20 protein-coding genes are annotated in these 22,948 nt (G+C 58.7%); 11 read left to right on the top strand and 9 right to left on the bottom strand.

What is annotated here, in order from left to right:
• Together DB51_RS07700 and DB51_RS07695 are read right to left on the bottom strand one after the other, a co-directional pair.
• Entirely contained in the window at positions 1 to 804 is an 804-nt protein-coding gene (locus DB51_RS07700) for a pyrroline-5-carboxylate reductase family protein (protein WP_034253021.1), read from the bottom strand.
• A 163-nt stretch (positions 805 to 967) separates the two neighbouring features.
• Positions 968 to 2,275, bottom strand: coding sequence for an O-acetylhomoserine aminocarboxypropyltransferase/cysteine synthase family protein (locus DB51_RS07695; protein ID WP_034254289.1), 1,308 nt, complete (start codon positions 2,273 to 2,275; stop codon positions 968 to 970).
• 361 nt (positions 2,276 to 2,636) lie between these two features.
• Here DB51_RS07695 and DB51_RS07690 point away from each other — a divergent pair, with 361 nt between their 5' ends.
• The 6 genes from DB51_RS07690 to DB51_RS07665 all read left to right on the top strand — a co-directional run bounded on the left by DB51_RS07690 (position 2,637) and on the right by DB51_RS07665 (position 9,857).
• Entirely contained in the window at positions 2,637 to 3,707 is a 1,071-nt protein-coding gene (locus DB51_RS07690) for a uroporphyrinogen decarboxylase family protein (RefSeq protein WP_051867375.1), read from the top strand.
• A gap of 89 nt (positions 3,708 to 3,796) precedes the next feature.
• Positions 3,797 to 4,987 (top strand): ABC transporter substrate-binding protein, encoded by a 1,191-nt coding sequence (locus DB51_RS07685; protein WP_051867374.1) that lies wholly within the window; start codon positions 3,797 to 3,799, stop codon positions 4,985 to 4,987.
• A gap of 492 nt (positions 4,988 to 5,479) precedes the next feature.
• Positions 5,480 to 7,294 carry an ABC transporter permease gene (locus DB51_RS07680; RefSeq protein WP_034253018.1) on the top strand — a complete coding sequence of 605 codons (1,815 nt, stop codon included), beginning with the start codon at positions 5,480 to 5,482 and terminating at the stop codon, positions 7,292 to 7,294.
• Between the two features lie 5 nt (positions 7,295 to 7,299).
• Positions 7,300 to 7,698 carry an ATP-binding cassette domain-containing protein gene (locus DB51_RS10540; protein WP_034253016.1) on the top strand — a complete coding sequence of 133 codons (399 nt, stop codon included), beginning with the start codon at positions 7,300 to 7,302 and terminating at the stop codon, positions 7,696 to 7,698.
• Positions 7,673 to 9,127 carry an ATP-binding cassette domain-containing protein gene (locus tag DB51_RS10065; RefSeq protein ID WP_202961999.1) on the top strand — a complete coding sequence of 485 codons (1,455 nt, stop codon included), beginning with the start codon at positions 7,673 to 7,675 and terminating at the stop codon, positions 9,125 to 9,127. The genes DB51_RS10540 and DB51_RS10065 overlap by 26 nt, the downstream gene beginning before the upstream one ends.
• Before the next feature lies 1 nt (position 9,128).
• Complete coding sequence (locus DB51_RS07665) at positions 9,129 to 9,857, top strand: SDR family oxidoreductase (RefSeq protein WP_034253013.1); 729 nt, start codon at positions 9,129 to 9,131, stop codon at positions 9,855 to 9,857.
• A 194-nt stretch (positions 9,858 to 10,051) separates the two neighbouring features.
• Here the strand turns inward: DB51_RS07665 and DB51_RS07660 are convergent, their stop codons facing one another.
• Positions 10,052 to 10,996, bottom strand: a complete 945-nt coding sequence (locus DB51_RS07660; protein ID WP_034253011.1) for an aldo/keto reductase — start codon at positions 10,994 to 10,996, stop codon at positions 10,052 to 10,054.
• A gap of 324 nt (positions 10,997 to 11,320) precedes the next feature.
• Here DB51_RS07660 and DB51_RS07655 point away from each other — a divergent pair, with 324 nt between their 5' ends.
• Complete coding sequence (locus tag DB51_RS07655; RefSeq protein ID WP_051867373.1) at positions 11,321 to 12,547, top strand: trans-sulfuration enzyme family protein; 1,227 nt, start codon at positions 11,321 to 11,323, stop codon at positions 12,545 to 12,547.
• A gap of 212 nt (positions 12,548 to 12,759) precedes the next feature.
• Entirely contained in the window at positions 12,760 to 13,686 is a 927-nt protein-coding gene (locus DB51_RS07650) for an SPFH domain-containing protein (protein WP_034253008.1), read from the top strand.
• Between the two features lie 126 nt (positions 13,687 to 13,812).
• On the opposite strand, the gene DB51_RS07645 is transcribed toward DB51_RS07650, so the two are convergent.
• Positions 13,813 to 15,312: an aspartate ammonia-lyase gene (locus tag DB51_RS07645; RefSeq protein WP_084674628.1), complete on the bottom strand. Its 1,500-nt coding sequence runs from the start codon at positions 15,310 to 15,312 to the stop codon at positions 13,813 to 13,815.
• Between the two features lie 139 nt (positions 15,313 to 15,451).
• Here DB51_RS07645 and DB51_RS07640 point away from each other — a divergent pair, with 139 nt between their 5' ends.
• Positions 15,452 to 16,408: a LysR family transcriptional regulator gene (locus DB51_RS07640; protein ID WP_051867372.1), complete on the top strand. Its 957-nt coding sequence runs from the start codon at positions 15,452 to 15,454 to the stop codon at positions 16,406 to 16,408.
• Here DB51_RS07640 and DB51_RS07635 read toward each other — a convergent pair.
• Together DB51_RS07635 and murI are read right to left on the bottom strand one after the other, a co-directional pair.
• Positions 16,366 to 17,211 carry a patatin-like phospholipase family protein gene (locus tag DB51_RS07635; RefSeq protein ID WP_034254270.1) on the bottom strand — a complete coding sequence of 282 codons (846 nt, stop codon included), beginning with the start codon at positions 17,209 to 17,211 and terminating at the stop codon, positions 16,366 to 16,368. The two genes, DB51_RS07640 and DB51_RS07635, sit on opposite strands and share 43 nt — an antisense overlap.
• 94 nt (positions 17,212 to 17,305) lie before the next feature.
• Positions 17,306 to 18,085: a glutamate racemase gene (gene murI, locus DB51_RS07630; protein ID WP_034253006.1), complete on the bottom strand. Its 780-nt coding sequence runs from the start codon at positions 18,083 to 18,085 to the stop codon at positions 17,306 to 17,308.
• Between the two features lie 110 nt (positions 18,086 to 18,195).
• On the opposite strand from murI, the gene dapF reads away from it, so the two are divergent.
• The gene (dapF, locus tag DB51_RS07625; RefSeq protein ID WP_034253003.1) at positions 18,196 to 19,155 is read left to right on the top strand and encodes a diaminopimelate epimerase; all 960 of its coding nucleotides are present in this window, start codon (positions 18,196 to 18,198) and stop codon (positions 19,153 to 19,155) included.
• A gap of 13 nt (positions 19,156 to 19,168) precedes the next feature.
• Here dapF and DB51_RS07620 read toward each other — a convergent pair whose 3' ends face one another.
• Positions 19,169 to 19,834, bottom strand: coding sequence for a vitamin K epoxide reductase family protein (locus DB51_RS07620; protein ID WP_432762350.1), 666 nt, complete (start codon positions 19,832 to 19,834; stop codon positions 19,169 to 19,171).
• A 114-nt stretch (positions 19,835 to 19,948) separates the two neighbouring features.
• On the opposite strand from DB51_RS07620, the gene DB51_RS07615 reads away from it, so the two are divergent.
• On the top strand, positions 19,949 to 20,827 hold the full coding sequence (locus DB51_RS07615; RefSeq protein ID WP_051867371.1) for a PHP domain-containing protein: 879 nt from the start codon (positions 19,949 to 19,951) through the stop codon (positions 20,825 to 20,827).
• A 110-nt stretch (positions 20,828 to 20,937) separates the two neighbouring features.
• Here DB51_RS07615 and DB51_RS07610 read toward each other — a convergent pair whose 3' ends face one another.
• Together DB51_RS07610 and DB51_RS07605 are read right to left on the bottom strand one after the other, a co-directional pair.
• The gene (locus DB51_RS07610) at positions 20,938 to 21,162 is read right to left on the bottom strand and encodes a DUF3107 domain-containing protein (RefSeq protein WP_034253001.1); all 225 of its coding nucleotides are present in this window, start codon (positions 21,160 to 21,162) and stop codon (positions 20,938 to 20,940) included.
• A gap of 102 nt (positions 21,163 to 21,264) precedes the next feature.
• Entirely contained in the window at positions 21,265 to 22,899 is a 1,635-nt protein-coding gene (locus DB51_RS07605; RefSeq protein ID WP_423773404.1) for a phosphotransferase, read from the bottom strand.
• Between the last annotated feature and the right edge of the window lie 49 nt (positions 22,900 to 22,948).

Below are 22,948 nucleotides of genomic sequence, written 5' to 3'. Positions count from 1 at the left end.
CTATCGGGCTTCTTTCCCCAACGCGGTGGTGCGATTGACGGCTGCAAGAACCGCACTCTGCACCGATGCCGCGAAGCCCGTGCTATTAAGCGTATACGCTTGGGTGATTCCCACGCCGCCGGGTGAATTGTTGATGTTGAGCAGCACCTGCGGCAGCACGTCCTTCTGCTTCAGGAATTCCGTTCCGCCGATGAGGGTATCCAGGGCTATCGCTTTGGCGATGTCTCGGGGAAGACCGGCGAGTACTCCTGCGTCGACATAGGCATCGATGAAGTGGTACACGAGATTCGGTGGATAAAACCCGGTGATGACGTCGATAAGTCGTTCCTCGACGTACAGGGGCTTGCCGAAGGTCCGCAGGAAAGCGTCGATGTCGTTCTCGCTGGCCTGGTCATTGAGAGCAACGCCGCTGTAGCCGTACCCGGTCGTGGTGAGGGTGTTGGGAATGATGCGTGCAAGGCGGAAGTCGTGGCCGAGATGCTCTTCGAGCTGTTCGATGGTGTATCCGGCGACAATCGAAATCACCGTGGTCCGTTCAGGGCTGAAACGCTGCGACACCGATTCGAGCACCGTTTTCAGGTCGTCCTGCGGGCGAATGCCGATGATGACGATATCCGCATCCGGTGTGCTTGATGGGTCCGCAGCCAGCACACCGAAGCGTTGCGCCAAATCCTCGATGCGTGCCTGGGAAATCTCCTGCACGTACAGTGCGTCGACAGGGTAGCTTTCCGATTTGTCCCGCACGGCCTCGATGATGGCCGTCACCATGTTGCCTCCACCGATGAAATAGAGCGTTGATGCCATGTGTGCCTCCTTCTGTGTCATCTGCGGATGGTTCGTGCGATGCGCTGTCGCCATCTCTCGCAAATGCATTGGTTCTTGTCTGGATGTGTACGTGTGGATGTGTGGATGTGTACGCCAGTGATCAGGTAGCGTCTGTGGCCTAATGTGTGGCCTAATCTGTGGCCTAGTCGGTGTAGGCCTGTTCGAAGGCCTGCTCCAGGTCGGCAATCAGGTCGTCAGGGTCTTCCAATCCGATGGACAGACGGATGAGATTGACGTTCAGTCCGTTCTTCTCCCAGAATTCGAAGGGAATCTCCCGATGAGTGGTGCGGGCGGGGTTGACTATCAGGGAACGGACATCGCCTACGTTGGGAATGTAACTGAACACTCGGGTCGCGTCGATGAAACGGTTCACGCGCTCCTCCGAACCCTCCAGCTCGAACGAGAGTATCGAACCGATGCCCCGTGGGTAGAGTCGTGCGACCAATTCAGCCTGCTGACTGTCGGGAAGCCCGGAATAGTTGACTTTGGTGACATGACCATGGCCTTCGAGGAAGGCCGCGATGCGTTGCGCCGATGAGACCTCCTTGCTCAGGCGCTCGCTGATGGTCTCCAGACCGAGCAGTTCAAGATACGCCTGCTGCGGGCCGAGAACCGCGCCCAACAGACGGAGGCACTTACATCGCAGCCGCTGATGGAAGGCCTCGTTCCCGAAGGCCTCGACGAAACTGCGCGAATGGCCGATCTGCTCGGTGTAGAGCGTGAATTCCGGCTCGGAGAACTGCGGGAAACGACTGCTCGACCAATCGAAGCGCCCTGCGTCGACGATTAGACCGCTGATGACGTTGCCATGACCGTTGATGGCTTTCGTGGAGGAATACACCACCACGTCGGCACCGTGCTCGATGGGTCGGAAGAGATAGGGAGTGGGGAAGGTGTTGTCCACTATAAGCGGGACTCCTTCCTCGTGCGCTATTGCCGCCACCTGGTCGACGTCGGTGACTTTGGTCAGCGGGTTGGTGACGCTTTCGACGTATACGGCCTTGGTGTCAGGGCCGATGGCCTTGCGCAGTGCGACGGGATCGTTGATGTCGTCCACGAAGTCGAACTCGATGCCGAGCTTCGGCGCAAGGCTGATGAATTCATCCAGACTGGCGCCGTAGATGTCGTGGTGGGCTACGATTCTGCCGCCGCCCTCCGCCACGGTGAGAATCGCATTCGATATCGCCGCCATGCCTGACGCGACCGCCACTGCGGACACGGCTCCTTCCAGTTCGGCTATTCTGCGTTCCAGAATGGACACCGTCGGATTGGCTACACGCGAGTATGTGTATCCGGGCTCGCGTCCTTCGGCGATGTCCCGTCCGCGTTGAGCGCTGCCCATGGTGAACGCCGCGCTCAGATAGATGGGCACGTTCGAGGCGTATTGATGCTCCTCGGGGCGATACCCTCCGTGAATGCGTACTGTGTCAAAGCTGTTGTGATCGCTCACCGTACTGCGGCTCCTTTGTGGATTGGCGTTCATCATGCCGGGATGCTCGTTGGCATGCGGCATCACGACTGTGGTCTGTACGACTCATTATTCAGCACTTCGACCATGCGCCACGAGAGCGGAGCTATAGGCATTATTGATACTCGGCGCTAAATGCGCCGGATTGCAGTGTCTTATGAAGCGCTATAACAAACGTCTCTAGCGCCATAGGCGATTCGAGGTTGACGCAAGGGCCCGAAATACGCTTTCCTGATGCTTACCGGTTGCGCACGTGGCGTCACGATGTCCCCAAGCTGCGCGCTGACACCGTTCGATTCGTTTCATATACGACGCTTCACGCGTCTTCGTAGAAAGGAAAATCATGGCAGCAGATCGCCGTCGGATATTCCATGACATCGCCCGCAAGGACGACAATGTGACGACACCGTATCTCGTGGGCGGCTGGCAGCATCTCGTCGGCCACGAGTATGGGGCCTCGGAATTCGCCAGGGCATATGTTGATTTCGTCAAGCGCTGGGACTGGGAATGGGTGAAAATCAATCCTCGTGCGGTCTACTATGCCGAAGCCTGGGGTGCTACATTCGACCCCGAGGACTACCAGGGCTTCGTCCTGCCGAAGAAGGTCAGTTCGCCTATTGCCGAGCCTTCGGATATTGCGAAGGTCACACAGATTGACGTTCTGAAGAATCCTTCGTTCAGCGAGGCGATAGAAGCCGCGACCCTGATAAGGCGCGGACTTGAGGATAGGGCGGTGCTGCAGACGGTGTTTTCGCCGCTGTCGGTGCTGCTGCAGATAGCGGATTTGCCCTTGTACCCATCCGATACCTATGCACATTCCGATACGACCGTCCGGGAACTGATACTGGACCAGCCGGTGGCCGCCAAACAAGCCCTGACGAATATCGCTGATGCCTTGGCCGCATATGTGACCGAGCTGGTGAAACCGGAATCCGAGGGCGGCGCAGGTCTTGACGGCATCTTCTTCGCTATCACCGGCACTGTGAGCGAGGATTATTTCGACCGTGACCAGTACCGCGAATTTTCGGAACCGTATGACCGCATCGTCATCGAGGCGCTGCGCAAGGCCTCGAAGGACGCCGTGGTGCTGTTCCATACATGTCAGGCGCATTCGCATGCCCAGTGGTTCGACGATGGGCAGACGGAACTGTTGCAATGGGACCCGTTCCTCGACGGCAATCCTGACGTCGATGAGCTGCATCAGGCAGTTCCCGTCGTAGGTGCCGGAGCTCAGGATTTCGCGGTCGACGGCAGTCCGGAAGACGTGGCTGCGGAACTGGACAAGACCATCGCCGCGCTGATAGGAACTCCTTTCCTGTTGGCTCCAAGCTGTACGGTGCCCACGCCGGCGAGCGATGCCTCCTTGCAGGCGCTCAGCGACGCTCGTGTGTTGGCGTCTGCGGAGATTCGCTAGCACCCCGTCGTTATCGAGTGCGAATCGTTGCGGCATGGAGCGCAGCGGTCCGAAGAGTTTATCGAAGAGTTTATCGAAGAGAGAGAATCATGAACAAGCAGATTTTTCATCATTGGAAACAACCCTTGCGAACAGCCGCTGCGCTGGTAGTGGCCGCCGGGACAATCGTCGGGGCGTCCGCCTGCGGGCTTGGCGGTGATGCTTCGTCATCGTCTTCCGCCGCCAGCGGAGATACCGTCAACATCGGCGTCATCTACCCCAAGACCGGCCAGTACGCCGAATACGGCAAGCTGTTCGAGCAGGGCTTCAACCTCGCTATCGAGAAAGTGAACGCGGACGGCGGGGTCAAGGGCAAGAAGCTCGGGCTGAAGTATTTCGATACGCAGTCAGACGCGAAACAGGATGCGGCTGTCGCGCCGAAGCTGGTCGCCGACAAGTCGATTATCGCCGTTGTGGGCGATTACGCGTCACCTGCGTCAGCGGCCGCTTCGCCGATTTTCCAACAGGCGGGTCTTGTGCACTATGGATTCAACAATTCCGCCCCGACCTTCACGGACACGGGCGACCATGTCTGGACGCCGCAGATCGGTCAGGACAAGTATCAGAAAGCGAATGCAGACATCGTCGCCAAGAAGGCCAAGAAGATTTCGGTGGTGTACATCGAAAACGATTGGGGCAAGCAGGCATACCAGTATTTCAAAGAGGAGGCTGAGAAGAACGGCACGGAAATCGTATACGAATCCTCGTATCTCGCCGATTCCACCGATCTTTCGCCGATTCTGATACCTGCGCGTGACGCCCAACCGGACGCCGTCGTGGACATCGGCTACGGACCGGACGGAGCCCTGGTGCTCAATACGCTCCGCGACAAGCTCGGTTTCACCGGACAGTACTTCGGTGGCCAGGAAACCAAGGAATTCCTCGACCTTGCGGGTGACAACGCCAACGGCACCATCATCACCGGCAGCTTCTCCGCCACCGGAACCAAGGACGATAAGGCCAAGCAGTTCGTCAAGGATTTCAACGCAAAATACGGCAATAACCCCGGCAATTTCGAAGTGACCGCATATCAGGCGATTATCGATCTGGCCTACGCTGCGAACAAGACCGAGCCGACCCGTGCGGGAATCCAGAAAGCTCTGCAGACCGTGACGGATTTCCCCCTGTATCAGGGTAACGGCGGTACCTTCAAATTCAACCAAAGCAACCGCCGGGCGGATAATATCGATCCGATTCTCCTGACCGTAGAAGACGGCAAATTCGTCCAATACGAAGGCTGAGCACATGAGTCTATGCGAAGCACGGTGTGCTTCGCATAGACGAGGTGAGCGCCCGCTAAGGCTGAGCCGTTAAGCGCACAGCCCAGTGGGCTGTGCGTAGGCGAAGTGAGCAGCCGAACCGTAAAGCGAATGCCCCAGTGGGGTATTCGTAGGTGAGGTGAGCAGCCGCTAAGGCTGCGAAGGTAATCGCTTTGGCGATTACAAAGGCTGCGAAGAATCGCTGAAAGCGATTACTCAGCGAGGTCCACTCGAAACTGTGATTGTAAACGTCGTAGGCTCGGTGAGCGCCCATCAAGGGCGCGAAGAATCGCTGCAAGCGCGTATTCAGCGGTGTTCAAGTGAATCCGTCACCGGCAGGGGCTGATGAGTGGACCACGGACGGTGACCGCACGCGGTCACCGTCCGTTCGGCGGCTCGCAGCAGGTGTTTCGTTGGAGATATGTTGCGGGGTGCGTATTCAGCATCGAAGTGATATCAAGGAAAGTTCGGCATATGATTGATACATTGTTTTCAGGTCTGATACACGGCAGCGCCTATGCGTTGGTGGCCGTGGGCATGTCGCTGATATTCGGCGTGACGAATGTCGCCAACTTCGCCCAGGGTTCCATCGTTGCGGTCGGTATTATGGTCGCCTGGTGGCTGGGCTCTTCCTTGGGGTGGGGCATTCTGCCGACGATTCTGGTGGTTATCGTCGTCACGGGCCTGCTCGGTCTGCTGATGAACACCGCGGTTATCGCGCCTTTGGAAGGGCGCAAGCCCATTGCGGCGTTGCTCGCGACCATTGGTATCGGGCAGATTCTCGACAATGGTCTGCAGATTATCTTCGGACCGCAGACCAGACCATTTCCCAAACTGTTGCCGACCTATAACCTTCAGCTCTTCGGAGTGCGTTTCGGCACCTCAGATGTGGTGATGGTGGTGCTTACTGTCGTGTTGATGCTCGGTCTCTGGGCCTTCTTGAAATACGGCAAGACCGGACAGGCGATCCGCGCCACTTCGCAGGACCCTGAAGCCGCCAGGCAGATGGGCATTCCGGTCAAGTCCATTCGCAACATCTCCTTCGTCATCGGTTCCGTGCTGGCCGGCATATCGGGTATTTTCGTCGGCCTGTTCAATGCCAACATCAATCCGATGAACGGCGGGACCATCGGCATGACCGCTTTCGTCGCCGCCACGATAGGCGGATTGGGTTCCATCCCGGGCGCAGTGGTGGGTGGCTTGGTGCTGGGCGTGGTTGAATCACTGGGCATATCCTGGCTGGGTGACGGAGCTCATGACCTGATCACCTTCGGCGCGTTGCTGCTGATTCTGATTGTGAAGCCGCAGGGCTTGCTCGGTCCGAAGAACGACGTGAAATCCGAACCGCTTACCGGCACCTTCCTGGGCGGGGGCCGGCCTATTGCTCTTCCCTGGTGGGCGAATGCCGGTTTGGCTGTCGCTTTGCTGGCGACACCGTTCTTCTTCTCCGACTATCTTGCCGGTGTCGGCACGCAGATAGCCATCTACGCCATTGCCGCCGTCGGTCTCACCCTGATATCCGGTTCTGCAGGACAGACGATTCTCGGTATGGCCGGTCCTCTGGCGGCCGGTGCATACGCCTCGGCGATTCTGACCACGCAGCTGCACTGGCCCTTCCTGATTGCGCTGCCGGCGGCGGGTATCGTCGCGGCGATTGCCGCAAGCATCCTGACATTCCCTGTGTGGAAGCTGTCAGGGCATTATGTCGCCATCGCGACCATCGGCGTCGGTGCGGTGATGGTCGCGATCATCAGATTGTGGGAGCCGCTGACCAAGGGATCTCTGGGTATACAGGGCATCCCTTTCCCCACGATTTTCGGGCAGGTGCTGTTTACCCAGCAGATGCAGTATCTGATGGATATCGTGATTCTCCTGTTCGCGCTGGTGGTGGTGATGCGCATTCGTTCCTCGCATCTCGGCAGGGTGTTCGAGGCCGTGGGTTCCGATCAGGAGGCCTCGCAGGCGCTGGGGGTGCGCACGAGTGCATACAAATCGCTGGCATACGCGCTGGCGGCCTTCTTCACAGGTCTTGCCGGGGCGTTGCTCGCTCACCAATACACCTATATCGATCCCACGATATTCACCTCGAGCGCATCGGTGCTGATTCTGACCATCATCGTTCTCGGAGGCATGAATTCGTCTCTTGGCGCCGTATTGGGTTCCATCATTCTCATTGGCGGACCCGAACTGCTGCGTATCGTTCCCGATGCCAGAATCATCGTGTACGGGGTGCTGTTGGTGCTGGTCATTCTCTTTAGGCCGCAGGGTCTTTTTGCAAGGAAAGGTTGAGCGTCATGACGAATCAACAAAGCCAGGCAACGGTCGGCGACAGTGCCGCAGGCAAGGCGGACGCAGCCACGGTGCCGAGCAACGCCGAGCATCGTAGGGCGGTGCTGGAGGCACCGGTGGTGCTGCGAGTGCGTGATCTGGAAAAATCCTTCCAAGGGCTGCACGCCGTGAATGCCGTGTCGTTCGATTTGCATGAGGGCGAGATCATATCGATTATCGGGCCGAATGGTTCGGGTAAATCCACCACCATCAATCTCATTTCGGGTTTCATAGCGCCGGATTCGGGCATCATCGACATCGACAACAATCCGGTTGCCGGCTTGAGTGCGGCGGAGGTCGCCGATAGGGGGGCTGGCAAGGACCTTCCAGAACGGCAGAGTGTTCGCCGGACTGACCGTAGATGAGAACATCGGTCTTGGCTATCATAAAAAACTGCAGTCTCAACGCCCTTTGAAGGGTCTGCAGCGTTTCCCGATCATTCGCTGGCTGTCCTTATTGGCGGAAACGGGGGTGGCCTTGCTTCCCGGTCCACATGCCAGACGGGAGAGCAGGGAAGTCGATGAGCGTATCGGGCGTGAAATCGACCGATTCCGGGAACGGTTTGAATCCAGAAGGAATGACCTGGCTTATACGCTTTCATATGCGAATCGCCGTCGTACGGAGATAGCGCGCGCCCATATCAGCGAACCGCAACTGCTGCTGCTTGACGAACCGACCGCGGGCATGAACCAGTCCGAAACCGCCGAGGTGTTGCAGCAGCTGCAGCATCTGAAGGCGCAAGGGCATACGATTCTGTTGGTCGAACATAAAATCGACCTGGTGACCGCACTCTCCGACAGGGTTCTGGCGATGGACGGCGGTCGTATCATCGCGCAGGGCGACCCGGACGAGGTCAGGAAGAATCCTCAGGTCGTCGAGTCCTATCTGGGCAAGCGTCGGGGCACGGGCAAGAAAAAAGCCATCGATCAGCGTGGTGTGCTGAATATCCAGAACGCCTTGCCTGCTTTGGCGGTCAAGGAGATCGCCGAGGGAACTGACGGGCGTGCGGAGGCAACGGTGTCGGGGGATGTCGGTCCCAACGCCGCCCGGCAGGCAGATGGCGGCGTACCCTTGCTGACCCTCGATGATGTGGATGTGTTCTACGGTCAGGTGCACGCTTTGCAACATATCTCCATCGAAGTGCCTCAGGGGGCAATCGTGTCGTTGCTGGGCGGCAACGCCTCGGGCAAGTCCACCACGATGAAGACGATTCTCGGTCTCAAGCATCCCAGAAACGGCAGCATTCATTACGGGGGCGAGGACATCACATCGGCAAGCACCAGGCATCGCGTGATGGCCGGTATTGCCGCAGTGCCTGAAGCCAGACGGGTCTTTCCTCAGATGACCGTCCAGGAGAATCTGCTGGCAGGGGCCTACACGCGAAAGCAGTCGGGGGAGCGTTCGGATGACGTGGCTGAGATGTTCGAACGTTTTCCTCGCTTGAAGGAGCGTCGCAATCAGCAGGCGGGAACGATGTCCGGAGGGGAGCAGCAGATGCTTGCCTTCGCGAGGGCTCTGATGAGCCACCCTCGTCTGATCTGCATGGATGAGCCGACGATGGGACTGTCTCCGCGCCTGGTGGAGGATGTGCTTGACCAGATAGCGAAGCTTCGCGACGAGTTGGGAGTTTCGGTGCTGATGGTCGAACAGCAGGCAGAACTGGCCCTGTCCATTGCCGACTACGGGTATGTGTTGCAGAACGGCAGTATCAGACTGCAGGGTGAGGCGTCCGCATTGCTGAACAATCCGCAGGTGCAGGAAGCGTATCTCGGTGGTGCGCGGGAAGGGGAATGATATGGCAGCTCATAAGAACACGGCCTTGGTGACAGGTGCAGGGGGCGGAGTCGGCGGAAAGCTGGTGCGCAGTTTGGTGAAGCACGGCTTCAAGGTGCTGGCGGTTGTCCGCTCCTATGAGGATGCGGCGGAGTTGAATGCCATCGACGGTATCGAGGCGTTCAAACTCGATCTGCTGCATACCGATGCCTTGCCGGCATGGGCCCGGGAATTGGCGTTGCGGGAAGAGGACGGCATCGATCTGCTGGTGCATGCGGCGGCAACGGCCGTGGTGGGCAAGGCGGAGCAGTCGACCGCAGAGGATTGGCGGCAGGTGCTGGACACCAACGTCATCGCACCCGCCCTGCTGACGGCGGGATTGCTGCCCGTGATACGCAAGGTGAAGGGGACTATCGTATTCGTCAACTCCGGTGCGGGGGAGCGTGCGGTTCCCAACCATTCGGTCTATGCGGCGTCAAAGCACGCTTTGCGCGGTTATGCGGGCACCCTGCGCTTGGAGGAATCTAGGCATGGCGTACGTGTAGGCACCGTGTACCCCGGGCAGATCAACACGAAGATGCTTCGTGAAATCGACACGCACCTTGGCGTCGATTTCACGCCGGAGTCGTATATCGACCCCCAAACGGTGGCCAACGCCATCATCTGGATAGCTCAGGCTTCGCCGGATGTGCACATCACCAATGTCGATTTGCGTCCCAGGCAGGAAGTCTCAGCCAAATTCAACGTCTGAGAGACCATGATGACCTGTGTGCGGCCCCCTCCGACAGTGGTAATGGGGCCGCACACAGGCCACCCTCGTTTGTGTAGTGATTTGCGAGTTGACACGAAGAGAATGGCGATGACGTTATTGGAATACGAACAACCTCATCGCCCCTGTACAGCCGTTCTGCAATACAATCCCTACACAAACGTCAATTGTCGCGTTCAGGCGACTTTCGCGGACACTTCATCGAGCTTCGAGAGTTCTTCTTCGCTGAGCGAGAGCTTCGTGGACTCAAGCAGGGCGGGCAGCTGCTCGGGTATGCGTGCCGATGCGATGGGAGCGGCGATCTGCGGTTGGTGACGCAGCCATGCCAGGGATACGGTGGCTATGGAGACTTCGCGGGCCTTGGCGATGCGGTCGAGTTCCGCGACGACCTCAAGTCCTGCGGGGGTGAAGTAATCCTTGACCATGCCGGAGCGCTGTTTGCCCTTCAGGTCTTCCTCGGTGCGGTATTTGCCGGTGAGGAAGCCGGAGGCGAGAGCGAAATACGGGAATACCGCAAGGTTCTCCTGTTGCGCGACGGGCAGCAGGTTCTCTTCATAGTTTTTGCGTGTGACCAGATTGTAGTGAGGTTCAAGCGTCACGGGAAGTGTGAAGTCGTTCGCCCGTGCGATGTCGAACCACTGCCTGATGCGGTCGGCGGAATAATTCGAAATGCCTATCGCACGCACCTTGCCTTCCTTGACGAGCTTGTCGAAGGCCGCGACGGTCTCTTCGAGCGGCGTCTTCTCGTCATCGAAGTGTGCGTAATACAGGTCGATGTAATCGGTGCCGAGTCGCAGCAGCGATTCATTGGCGGCGGCTTCGACGTTGTCCGCCGAAAGACCTTGGTACTGGGGATGCTGGCTCACCTTGGTGGCGATGAGCACATCATCTCGCTTGGCGCGGGCCGTAAGCCAGCGGCCCAGGACGATTTCGGATTCTCCGCCGGAATTGCCGGGTGCCCAAGCGGAATACACATCCGCGGTATCTATGAGGTTGCCGCCCGCCGACACGAATTCGTCAAGGACCTCTCTGCTCGTCTTCTCGTCGCTGGTCCATCCGAAGGTGTTTCCTCCTAGAACCAGGGGGTATATGTCGATGCCTGAATTGCCAAGTGTGGCCATGGTGTCTCCCTATCGTTATGCGTTGCCTTCAGCGCACGGTCATGTAGCCCGCGCATATACACCACTCTGTTTTACCCGCATCGCGACACGCTTCCGAGTGATTCAGCGTATAGCTCTTGCGGTCGTCGGGACTTGCGCGGCGCAATGCCGAGGAATTTGAACCGCCTATAACTTATGTGTATGCGTGCAGGCTTGTCATTGAGGGCAGCACCTTGCTAGCGTCAAATTCATCAAGCGAAACGTCTGATGTTCTGTGGCAGAGAGGGCGCATGCCCGTGCCGCGGCGGAGGACGTGCGACGATCTGAAGGATGCAGGGGGAGAAGATGGCACGTTTCAACACGCAACTCGTTCATGGTGCGAATGTGGAGGACAACGCCACAGGAGCCGTCAACCCTCCGATATACAACTCATCGACCTTTGCCTTCGCGTCCGTGGATGACGCTCCTCGATGGGATTACGCCCGCTCCGGCAATCCAACCCGAGAGTTCCTGGAAGGGCAGATCGCACAGTTGGAGCACGGGGTACGAGGATTCGCCTTCGCCTCCGGCCTCGCCGCGATTCATGCGGCGTTGTCGTTGTTCGAGCCCGGAGACCGCATCGTGGTAGGCAACAACATCTACGGTGGCACGTACTCGCAGATCCATGAATACTTCGACCGCTGGGGATTGCGCTTTGAAGCGGTCGACACACAGGACCCGGCCAAGGTCGAAGAGGCGTTGCAGGGGGATGGCGTCCCGGCTAAGGCGCTGTACTTCGAAACGCTCACCAACCCTCTGCTTCAGGTCAACGACGTGCACGCGCTCGCCGAGATTGCGCATCGTTACGGTGCCGTCGTCATCGTGGACAACACCTTCGTGACGCCGTATCTGCAGCAGCCCTTGGATCTGGGAGCGGATGTGGTGCTGCATTCGGCGACCAAGTACCTTGCGGGTCACTCGGATGTGGTCGCAGGGTTGGCGGTTGCGGGAAACGATGAACTCGCACAGCGCCTGTATTTCGCGCAGAACAGGCTCGGCGGGGTATTGCCGCCGGCCGAAAGCGATGCGGTTCGTCGAGGATTGCAGACGCTTGCCTTGCGTCTGGACCGTCAGCAGGATAATGCGCGGCGCGTGGCCGAATTCCTTGACGAGAATCCCCTGGTGGCCAGCGTGCGTTATCCGGGGCTTGGCGATGCGGCTGAACAGCGACTTCTGGAAAAAGGATTGCACGGTGCAGGCGGGGTGCTGTCCTTCGAAGTGGTACCCGGCGTGAATCCCAGCGTGATACTCAATCATCTGCAGGTCTTCCGTCTCGCCGTGAGTCTTGGCGCTGTGGAAAGTCTGGCGGAGCTGCCTTGTCGCATGACGCATTTTGAAATTCCCCGTGAGGAGCGTCTGAAGGTCGGCATCACCGATGAACTGATCCGTCTGGCGATCGGCATCGAGGATGCCGAAGACCTGATCGAAGACCTCCAGCAGGCATTCGAGCTGTCGGGTGAGCAATTCGTCCAATCCGCGTCAGGTGCCGATGAGGTGTCGCCCCGCCAGTCCAGGACGCCTGCGCTGCAATAGCTCATCAGCTCTGGCCGGATGGGCTGATGCAACCGCCCGTCGGATTGGGGAATCTGATTGGCTATCTGTTTGGACAATCTGTGTGGAGAATCTGACGTCACTGTCGGAATTCCCTATGATTCCGCGCTGATAGACTGTCTGAAGGAGATGTCCTATCAGGGGTGTCGACACATCGCCAACAAGGGCGTTGCTACTCGGAGGGGTGAGGGAGTATGACGGGCGGATTAGTTTTTTTGGTCATATTGGTGGTTCTGGTGTTGTGGCTGCTGTTCTCGGCGCTGTATATCGTGCCGCAGCAACAGGCCTACATCGTGGAGCGCTTCGGTAAATTCAAAACGGTCACCTTTGCGGGACTGCATGCAAAGATCCCGGTGATCGACCATATTGCGATGAAAACGAATATGCGTGTGAACCAGCTCAATGTGCAGTTGGAAACGAAGACCCTCGATAACGTCTTTGTGACCGTGGTGGCTTCCACGCAGTTCCGTGTCAACCCCAAGGATGTTGCGACGGCCTACTATGAGCTGCGTGATCCGGCAGGACAGCTGCGTTCCTATATGGAAGACGCACTGCGCAGCGCCATTCCGGCGCTGAAACTTGACGATGCCTTCGCCCGCAAGGACGATGTGGCCTCCGATGTGCAGACCACGGTCGGTACGGAGATGGCACGCTTCGGATTCTCGGTCATCAAGACCCTGATCACTGCGATTGACCCTTCACCTCAGGTGAAGAACGCGATGGATTCCATCAACGCCGCCCAGCGTGAGAAGGAAGCCACCAGGGAACGCGCGCAGGCCAAGCAGATAGAGATCGAAACGCAGGCTCAGGCAGATGCGGAAAAGACCAGACTTCAGGGCGAAGGCCAGGCGAATTACCGCCGAGAAATCGCCAACGGCATCGTCGATCAGATCAAGAGCCTGCAGGCCGTGGGTATGGATATCGCGGATGTGAACAATGTGGTGCTCTTCAACCAGTACCTCGATGTGATGCGCACGCTGTCCGAGTCGCCCAATGCAAAAACCGTGGTGCTTCCGGCATCGACGCCAGGCGGATACAGCGAGCTCTTCAACCAGGTCAGCAGTGCGCTTCTCGCTACGCAGGAAGGCAAGGAGCCCAAGCCTCCTGTGATCGGTCGCTGAAGTAATTTGCAGTCCACAGGTAGGTATGGTGTGCGGTCACGCCGCAAAGCCCGATAACTGCACTAAAAGGACAGCTTTTTGGGAGATTTCCAACCCAAAAGCTGTCCTTTTAGTGCAGTTATCTCCTCATATGGTTGACGTTACCCGGGCCAGTTCCAGCGGGTTCAAGATGTCCGTCAGAATCTCAGGTCGTATGCTGCCTTCGCGCTCGGCCGCCTCGTGAACGCTGATGTTCTCGGCCATGGCGGTTTTGGCCACCTCCACCGCCCTCTCGTATCCGATATGCCCTATCAGTGAGGTGGCCAAGGATGCGCATCGCCGGGCTTTGCCTAGGGATTCATCGGCGTTGATGGTGATGCCGTCAACGCAGTTCGCACGAAGCGTGTCCATCGCTTTGCTCAGTATGGTGATGGATTCGAGGATGGCGTGCGCCATCACCGGTTCAAAGGCGTTGAGCTGCAATTGCCCGGCCTCCGCCGCAAAGGACACGGTGGTGTCCAGGCCCATCACCATGAACACGCTTTGATTGACGCTTTCGGGGATTACCGGGTTCACCTTCCCAGGCATGATCGACGATCCCGCCTGACGCGCCGGAATGTTGATTTCGGCGAAACCCGCACGGGGGCCGCTGCTCAACAGACGAAGATCGTTGGCGATTTTGCCGAGGTGAGTGGCGTGACGTTTCAGCAGCGAGGATGTGGTCACGAAATCACCGACATCCGAGGTGGCCGCAATCGCATCGGTGGCCGCCTTCACCGGCAGGCCGGTGAGCTTGGCGAGATGGGCGACGGCATATCCGCGAAAGCGTGTATCGGAGCATATTCCGGTCCCGATGGCCGTGCCTCCCAGATTCACTGTGGACAGCGGCTCACGCAGGTCTTCAAACGCCGCGATATCCGTTTCGAGGATGCTGGCGAAGGCCATGAACTCCTGGCCGAAGGTCATGGGAACCGCATCCTGAAGCTGCGTGCGACCTATGGTCGCATCATGCATCGTCTTGTGCGCCAGGCTGCGGAATGACCGGCTCAGGCCCCTTGCGCTGACGATGAGTGCGTCCAACGCCTCGATGATCGCCAGACGCGCCGCCGCCGGATAGGTGTCATTAGTCGACTGCGATTTGTTGACGTGATCGTTCGGATGGATCAGTGCATACGTGCCCTTCGGATGGCCTGCAAGTTCCAGGGCGCGGTTGGCGATGACCTCGTTCGCGTTCATGTTGGTGGAGGTGCCTGCACCTCCTTGGAGCACATCGGTGGGGAATTGCTCGTCGAACTTTCCGGCGGCCACGTCCACGCAGGCCGCGTCGATCAGCGTCCACTGCTCTTTGCTGATGCCGCCGAGATCGCGGTTGGCCAGAGCGCAGGCACGTTTGACGATGCCGAAGGCATGGATGAGTTCCGGATGATGGCTGACGGGTATGCCGCTGATCGGGAAGTTCGTCATGGCTCGTGTCGTGTGAATGCCCCAGTACGCATCAGCTGGTACCGGCATGGAGCCTATGCAGTCGTGTTCGATTCGGTTGGCGTCCGGTGCGCAAGTCTCAAGTGATGGTTGCCGGGCTTCGAGCGCCGGCTTCCCGAAGGTCGTTGTGCTTCCTGATGCTGGTTGAGATACACTCTGCGCCATTGATATTCCTTCTCGTTGTGGAGGATTTCGCTGCAGGACAGTCGATCACCATGCTGTTCCTATCACCACGAGCAAGACTATGCAGTTGTTTTCCATCGCACAAGACGGGGATATCCTTTGTATCGTATAGGTTTAGACTATGACGATTACACAGGTACGGGCTTTCACCCTCGCGGCGACGCTGGGATCATTCACTGCGGCCGCGGAATATATGGGTTTGACACAGCCGACCGTCTCCGAGCTGGTCAAGAAAATCGAGGAGTCGTACTCCATCACCTTGTTCGTGCGCGGCGGAAGGCGACTGGTGCTGACCACCGCCGGTCAGACCCTGCTGCCTTGGGCGAGGCGTCTGCTGGACGCCGAGCTGGGTGCGGACAGCGCCCTCACCGCGTTGAACACCGGAGAAGGCGGAACGGTGTCGTTCGGCATCCTGCAGAATGCCAGCTACTACCTGCTCTCCGACCTGGCCACGGTCTTTCATAAGTCGTACCCGAACGTGCGTGTACGTCTGGTCGGACAGAACTCATTCGAAGTGGCGGATGCGGTCCGCAACGGCGAGCTTGAGGCCGGACTGCTGTGTCTGCCCATTCCGGCAGAAGGCCTGCAGATACTGCCGCTGATGCGTCATGAAATCGTATGGGCGAGCGCCGATCCGGAACGTTGCCGGAAAGCGATGGCCATCGCGGACATACCCAAAGAGCCGTTGATTCTGTACGATGCCCATCACGGCTGGAACGATCCGACACGGCACCAGCTCGCGCAATTGGCCCAGTTGCACGGGGTCACGCTCGAGCCGAAGATGGAGGTCGAATCCGTGGATGCCGCAGTCTCCCTGGTGGCCAGCGGGCTGGGGGACACCATCGTTCCCAAGGCGGTCGCCGAATCGGACACCTTCCCTGCAGAGGTCTATACCACGCGTCTGGAAGAGCCTATCTACGACACCTTCGCTCTGGTGCAGCGCACGAACTGGGAGCTCTCACCCATGGCCAGCCACTTGGCGGAACTGGCCGTCGACATGCTCACATCCAACGATGCGGGGCTGGGCGAGATCCTTCACCCGCGTATGAAGTCGCCGATCGAGGAGGCAAAGGCGTAGCCCTTGCGATACATGCGTCCCAGACCTTCGTAATTCTTGCTCAAGGTATCCAGACCACACAGATCGTCCGGGGCGACAATCAGCACTCGGCCCTCCTGCTCGTACCGTTTCGCGAGTTCCACTTCCTCGTTGTAGAGACGATAGCGGTTGAGCAGGAGCTCGGCAGCCTCCGGGTAATGACGACGGAGAATTCGAGCAGGCAGAACGTCCTTGTGCTGTGTTCTGGGAACATCCTTGAGTCTGGTGAGCACCAGCACGATTCTGTCGCAGCCGTCCTCGATGGCTTGCGCAACGGGGACGGGGTCGGCGATGCCGCCATCGAAGTACGGTACGCCGTCGATGACATACGGTTCGCATGCGACGGGCACAGCCGACGAGGCTTTGAAAATATCGTAGTGATCGTTGGTCACGTCGGACTTGTCGAAATATTTGGTGCTGCCATCAAGGGCGTTGCAGGCGACGACGGTCAGCTCCGCGGGATTGCGCTGGAAAGCGTCGAAATCCATCGGGTCCTCCCCATCGTGGTTCGAGAGGGTGCCGTATACGTAATCCAAATCCACGAAGTTGTGTTCGCGCACGAAATTGCGCGGGCTGGCGTATTCCTTGCGGAAAGCATACTGGGTGTAGAAGCGATAGGTTCGCCCCGGTTGTCGAGCCATGAAGGAGGCCAGATTCGCGCTGCCTGCCGAAACGCCGTAGCAATGGTCGAATTGCAGATCGTTGTCGGCACAGTAGTCGAATACTCCGGCCCCGAATATCGCCCGGTACCCTCCGCCTACATCAATAATCGCAGTTTTCGACATCAGCATCCCCCCAATTCGTGTGCAACCATCCACCCTACAACCGTGCATGCGACGCGTCCAATGGGCAAGGAGGGGACGTCGAGGACCGTCGGTATCAGAGCAGGTGGAACAGGTCTTCTGAGCGCTTCGCTACGGCCGGGGAGGTGTCGGAATTCGCTATGGTGATGCCACCCGTTGCATCGCTCGGCGCCAGATCGCCAAGTGCCTCGAGTATGACATGCAGATGGCGGATGGTGCCCTGGTTGCCGTCGATGATGGCCACGCTCTCAGGGCACATCTCGGTGAAGTACTTGCGGAAGAACACAAAATGCGTGCATCCCAGCACCACCGCATCCACGGCATGCCAGTCGAAGCCTCCGAAATAGCTTCGCACCGCCTCCCGTGCCTGTGTTTCATCGAGTATCCTGCCGGATTCCACCGTGGTGACCAGGTCAGGACAGGGGAGGGGCGTGATGTCGTGATCCAAGGTGAAACGGTCCATCAGAGCGGCGAATTTATGCTCATGCAGGGTCAGCGGCGTGGCTGCGACGATCACATGCTGTCTAACTCCCTGCCCACGGTCACAGGCGACCTTGAGCGCGGGTTCCATCCCGATGACGGGAACATCGTATCGTTGGCGCATATCCTCGACGCAGGCGCTTGTAGCGGTGTTGCAGGCGACGACCAGCGCCTTGACGCCCTTCGCCGTGAAGTCGTCGGCTATGGAGAAACAACGCTCGCGAATCTCGTCGGGTGTTTTCAGCCCGTAGGGGGCGTGAGCGCTGTCTCCGAAGAAGAGCACCTCTTCGTGAGGCATGTCATGGCGTAGCTGAGCCGCCACGGTGAGCCCACCGAATCCTGAATCGAACATGCCGATGGGTGCTGCCGATGTCATAGACCCTCCAATGCTGACGACCATTCCGGCTTTCCATCGTAGTATTCGCTTGTGAAGAGTCGGTGGTGGACCGATGCCGTATCGTCTTGCGCCGCGTTTAGGCTACAGTCATGAGCATTCCTGACACGGTATTCAAGGCGCATGGCACCGGCAATGATTTTGTGGTCTATGCCGATCCGGAAGGCAGGTATGAGCCCAGCGAGGACGAGGTGGTGTGGCTGACGGACCGTCACAGGGGAATTGGCGGGGACGGTCTGCTGAGAATCACGCGTCCACGTTTCGTGTCCGACCTGAGCGAGGAAGAGATTCGTTCGGCCGAGCAATCAGGCGCGCAGTGGTTCATGGATTACCGCAATGCCGACGGTTCCCTGGCGCAGATGTGCGGCAACGGCACACGCGCCTCTGCGCTGTTCATCCAGCGTATGGATCTGGGCGATGGTGATTCAGTGAAGGCTGCTGGACATGCGGACTGCATCGCGCTGGGCACCCGTGCGGGCGTGAAGACCCTGACGCCGTTGGGAGACGACGATCTGCTCGGTCATGATGTGTTCCGTGTCGACATGGGGGAGTGGCGCATCGGCCCCCTGATGGAGCATACCGTATCCATTCCCGGCATCGACGGGAGGATTCGCGGCACATACGTCGATATGGGCAATCCTCATGTGGTGTGCCTGATTGGGGATCGCAGCAACGATTTCGCACAGGAAGTGGCGCGTTCCTCATCCACCCTGCCCGAACTCGAAATGTTGGAACTGACTCGCAAACCTGTGGTGGAACCGGCGCTGGCCGAGGGGCAGAACGTCGAATTCGTACGTGTCGAGTCGGTGGACACCGCAAAGGATGCCGGTACCGCAACCATGAGGGTACATGAGCGAGGGGTCGGCGAGACCCTCTCCTGCGGAACCGGTCTATGCGCCACAGGCGTCACTCTGCGTGCGCTTACCGGAATATCCCATTGGACGATTCATGTGCGCGGCGGAGTCCTGCAGGTCGATGTCGATGATGATGCGGTGCGTCTGACGGGGTCGGCCACCATCGTCGGCACGATATCGCTGGCACCCCGGCGCTGACGTTTACCGCAGGTCAGAAGATTGCAGCACCCTTGGTGACGAGAATCAAAGCGATGATGGCCACTATCCATACGACGTCAAGCATCAGGTCGAAGCCGAGACGGTAGTATGTATTCAGTCCCCTGCGAAGACCGCCCAGCGAGCCGTCGGCTGAGGGCAGATTCTGCACCGTCACCGTCGCGTGGCTCAACGACATGAACTGCAGCGTGGTGGCGAACAGCAGGCCCAGGCACCATGGGCACAGGGCGTTGATGACGAACATTGACTGCGTGAACAGCCAGTATGCGTAGAGGGCCGCGGCAAGACCGCCCCACCATGTGGCTATGGAGAACCATTTCGGCAGACGAACCTTGGCCAGGCCGAGCACCGCAAGGGTGATGAAGACCGATTCGGCGGCGATGCCGAAGAAGGCGTTCGGGAAGCTCATGGAGCCGAAATGGATGAATTCCGCCTGCCAGGAATTCGCAACCGCGGAACAGGACACGACCGCGTTCACATCACATCCGAGCTTTGCCGAGGGATGACGCGCCAACTGTAGCGTTTCGGCCGACAGAGCCAAGGAGACCAGCAGTGCAGCCAACGATGAGAGCAGCATCACCAGATAATTCCATGTCGCCCCGTGCCGCCATCCACTTATTGACGGTCGTTGAATCTCGGAAATCGTGGAATCGCTCATCATCACCTCATATCTGCGCGTGCATGTTCTGCCGCATCCTCTGTCGAAGCGCTCTGCGAATCGCGGGAACGTGAATCGTCGGGAGCATAACACCACGTATAAGCATACGATGGATACATGTTTCATGTCGCAGAATGCGGAGAGCTGAGTCAGGCTTGGGATTTGCATTGCCATACGGTCTATTCCGATGGGACGTACACGCCCGAACAGATGGTCAGACTAGCGAAGGACTCCGGTTTGGCGGGAGTGGCGATAACGGATCATGACACGACGGCAGGCTGGAAGGATGCGGCTGCTGCTGCCGTCCGGTATGGTCTCCCGGTTCTGCGCGGCAGCGAGATCACCGCCGACGACGCGGGTGTGTCGGTGCATATGCTTGCATATCAGTATGACCCCGGGAATGCCGACATCACGGCGGTGTTTGCTCGAACGCGCCAGGCACGCTTGAAAAGGGCCAAAATCATGGTCGCCTCGATGGCGAAGGATTATCCGATTACCTGGGATGATGTCATGGCCCAGGTCAAGGAAGGGGAGAAAACCACCGTCGGACGTCCCCACATCGCGGATGCCTTGGTTGCGGCGGGCATCTACCGCGGTCGTACCGAAGCCTTCTCGGGCCTGTGCTCATCGAGAAGCCCCTACTATCTGCCCACGCCTTCGCCAACCGCGCATGAGGTGGTCGCGGCTGTTCGTGCCGCAGGCGGGGTGAGCGTCGTCGCTCACGCGGGGGACAGGAAACGCAACCGGACATTGCTGAGCGACGCGCAGATCGAGGTGCTCATCGGGGAGGGGCTCAACGGTCTTGAGGTCTGGCATCGAGACAACGATGACGAACAACGCAGACGGTTGCTGGGCATCGCCGAGAAGCATCATCTTCTGGTCACAGGGGGCTCTGATTGGCATGGCGCAGGCAAACCGAATGTGCTGGGCGAAAACACCACGGACGAGGGCACTGTGGAGCGTATCAGGGAGATGGGCAGCATCCCCTTGTGCTGAAGATAGAGGTAATACGAGATAACTGCAACAACAGGATAGCTTTTCGTGCCAAATCGGCCTGGAAAGCTATCCTGTTGATGCAGTTATCGTAGGTGAACCCGAGTGTGAGCCTATAACGCGCCGAAACCGACTGGGTGCGAGGTGTCCGAGCCGATGATGGCGTATCCGAGTGCCTGGGCAGGGACCACGAAGCGACGGCCTCGGTTGTCGGTGAGATCCAACGCTTTGTCGGAAGCCAGCGCCTGCTCGATCTTCTGAGCCACGTCCTCTGCGGACTCGTCGGTGCTGAAGCTCACCGTGCGTGTGACGTTCCTGATGCCAATCTCAATATCCATGATTTCCTCTCGTCGGTATTACTCAAGGCCGTGTTCCTCTTGATGTGTACTCTGCCAGACATTCACGACCAAAGGGCCATACGGTCCATGGTGCCATGCCTATTATTCGCCCGGATTCGATTGTTCGCCGTCAGCGTCCGAATTCCTTACGTTGTCATGCCGCGCATCGTGATCGGGCCGGCTCTCTTGATTATCCTGGGTGTTCTGGCCCTGAATCGCTCCGAAATGAGGAATCATGATTGTTTCCGCGGCATCATCGCCTGCCCGGTGCTCCGCAGATGGTGGATTAGGGGCGGGTGCGGAATCCGGCACAGCTGTTGAAACCGGCACTGGTGTGGAATCCGACACAGGGATGGACGTATCTGCGGGTGCGTCCGTATGCGTGGACGTCTCGTGCAAGTGCACTGCACTGACCACGATGGTCGCCGAACTGACGTCTTCCACTTCGTCCACATGAGCTAGTGGAGTCTCGTGTGCTTGTGCGTGTGCTTGCGGTTGCGGCGGAACCTGTTGGTTTTCTTTGGCGGCACCGAACGGTGAACCGTTTGTGGATGACTGTGCTGCGGGAACCTCTTTGGAGGACTGCTGTGAGGACTGCGCGGATTGTGCCGATTGTCCGTCCGATTGTCCGTCCGCATCTGCGGATTGAGAGCGCCCTGTGGCCTGGCCAGCGGCATACTGTCTCGACCGGTCCGAAACCCTGGACGGATCGTCGAGCAGCGTGCCAACGGTAATCGTCGATGGGGCGTGACGGTTGCGGGTGGCATCGTCGAGGCGCTGCTTGGCCGATTGCCGGGCCACGAGTTGGTGAGCCAAATGCTCGACCTGCGCTTTGAATTGAAGGATACGTTCGTTGTCCGCATGGTCAAGGGCACTGATGAATTCGCCGACCTGCTCCATCTGCAGCCACAGATTGGCACGAAGCATAATCATCTGGTCGAGATGCGAACCCATCATGCGGCCATATGCTGCAATCAGGGCGTTTCGACGGGTTTCGTCAAGTTTGGCGAACATCCAGGCCAAATCTCTTGCCGGGTCGTTGATCTGCATGTCCTGCCAGTTGTAGATGGCCGTCAGTGTGGTGTCGGAGAACAGGAAGTCGCCGTCGTCGAAGCCCCCGTGGACGGGGCAGGTGGTGAATGACCACAGACCGGAGGTGTTCACGATGTCGGACCAGCTGCGAATGATCTCCTGGGGAATGTGCCCTGCCTTGCTGAGTCGTGAAATCCATGACAGCAGCTGCTGTTTGATGTTTTCCGTGGTGAATACCGGATACGATGCCTCTTGAAGGAATGTCCCGCGAAGACGATGTATTGCGCCGATGGCGGTGCCGATGGCGATGCAGTCCTGGGTATCGAGCGCGTGCAACGCCACCGAGCTGCCTGCACAATGGGAGAACACGGCCACCGAAGTGGTCCCCGTGGGGCCGTCTGGATTATCGCCCGCCTGATAGGCGACGACTCGTTCCATCGCGAATCCCAAACCGCCCGGTTCCTTTGCCTGGGCAAGCGTATTCGCCGCCTTGACGCGACGCAGCAGACGCGCCTTGCCTTCATCGGTGTTGCTGGCAGCTACGTCGAGCAGTCGCCCCGGCCCGTCCTGGATGATGGCGAGATCAATTCCGGCTTCGATATCGCCTGCGCTCGCCTGATTAGAGGAACGCGTGCCGGAAACGGCGATTCCAGGCATCGTTGCGGATGCGAGTGCTGCCAGTGTCAGATTGCTGCGATGAGTCACATTTCCACAGTAATACACATTATGGCGCAATTGGGGTAGCAAGATGCCA

Origin of the sequence: Bifidobacterium crudilactis (assembly GCF_000738005.1) — a bacterium.
Taxonomy (GTDB): Bacteria; Actinomycetota; Actinomycetes; order Actinomycetales; family Bifidobacteriaceae; genus Bombiscardovia; species Bombiscardovia crudilactis.
This window is presented reverse-complemented; position numbering and strand designations above follow the sequence as displayed.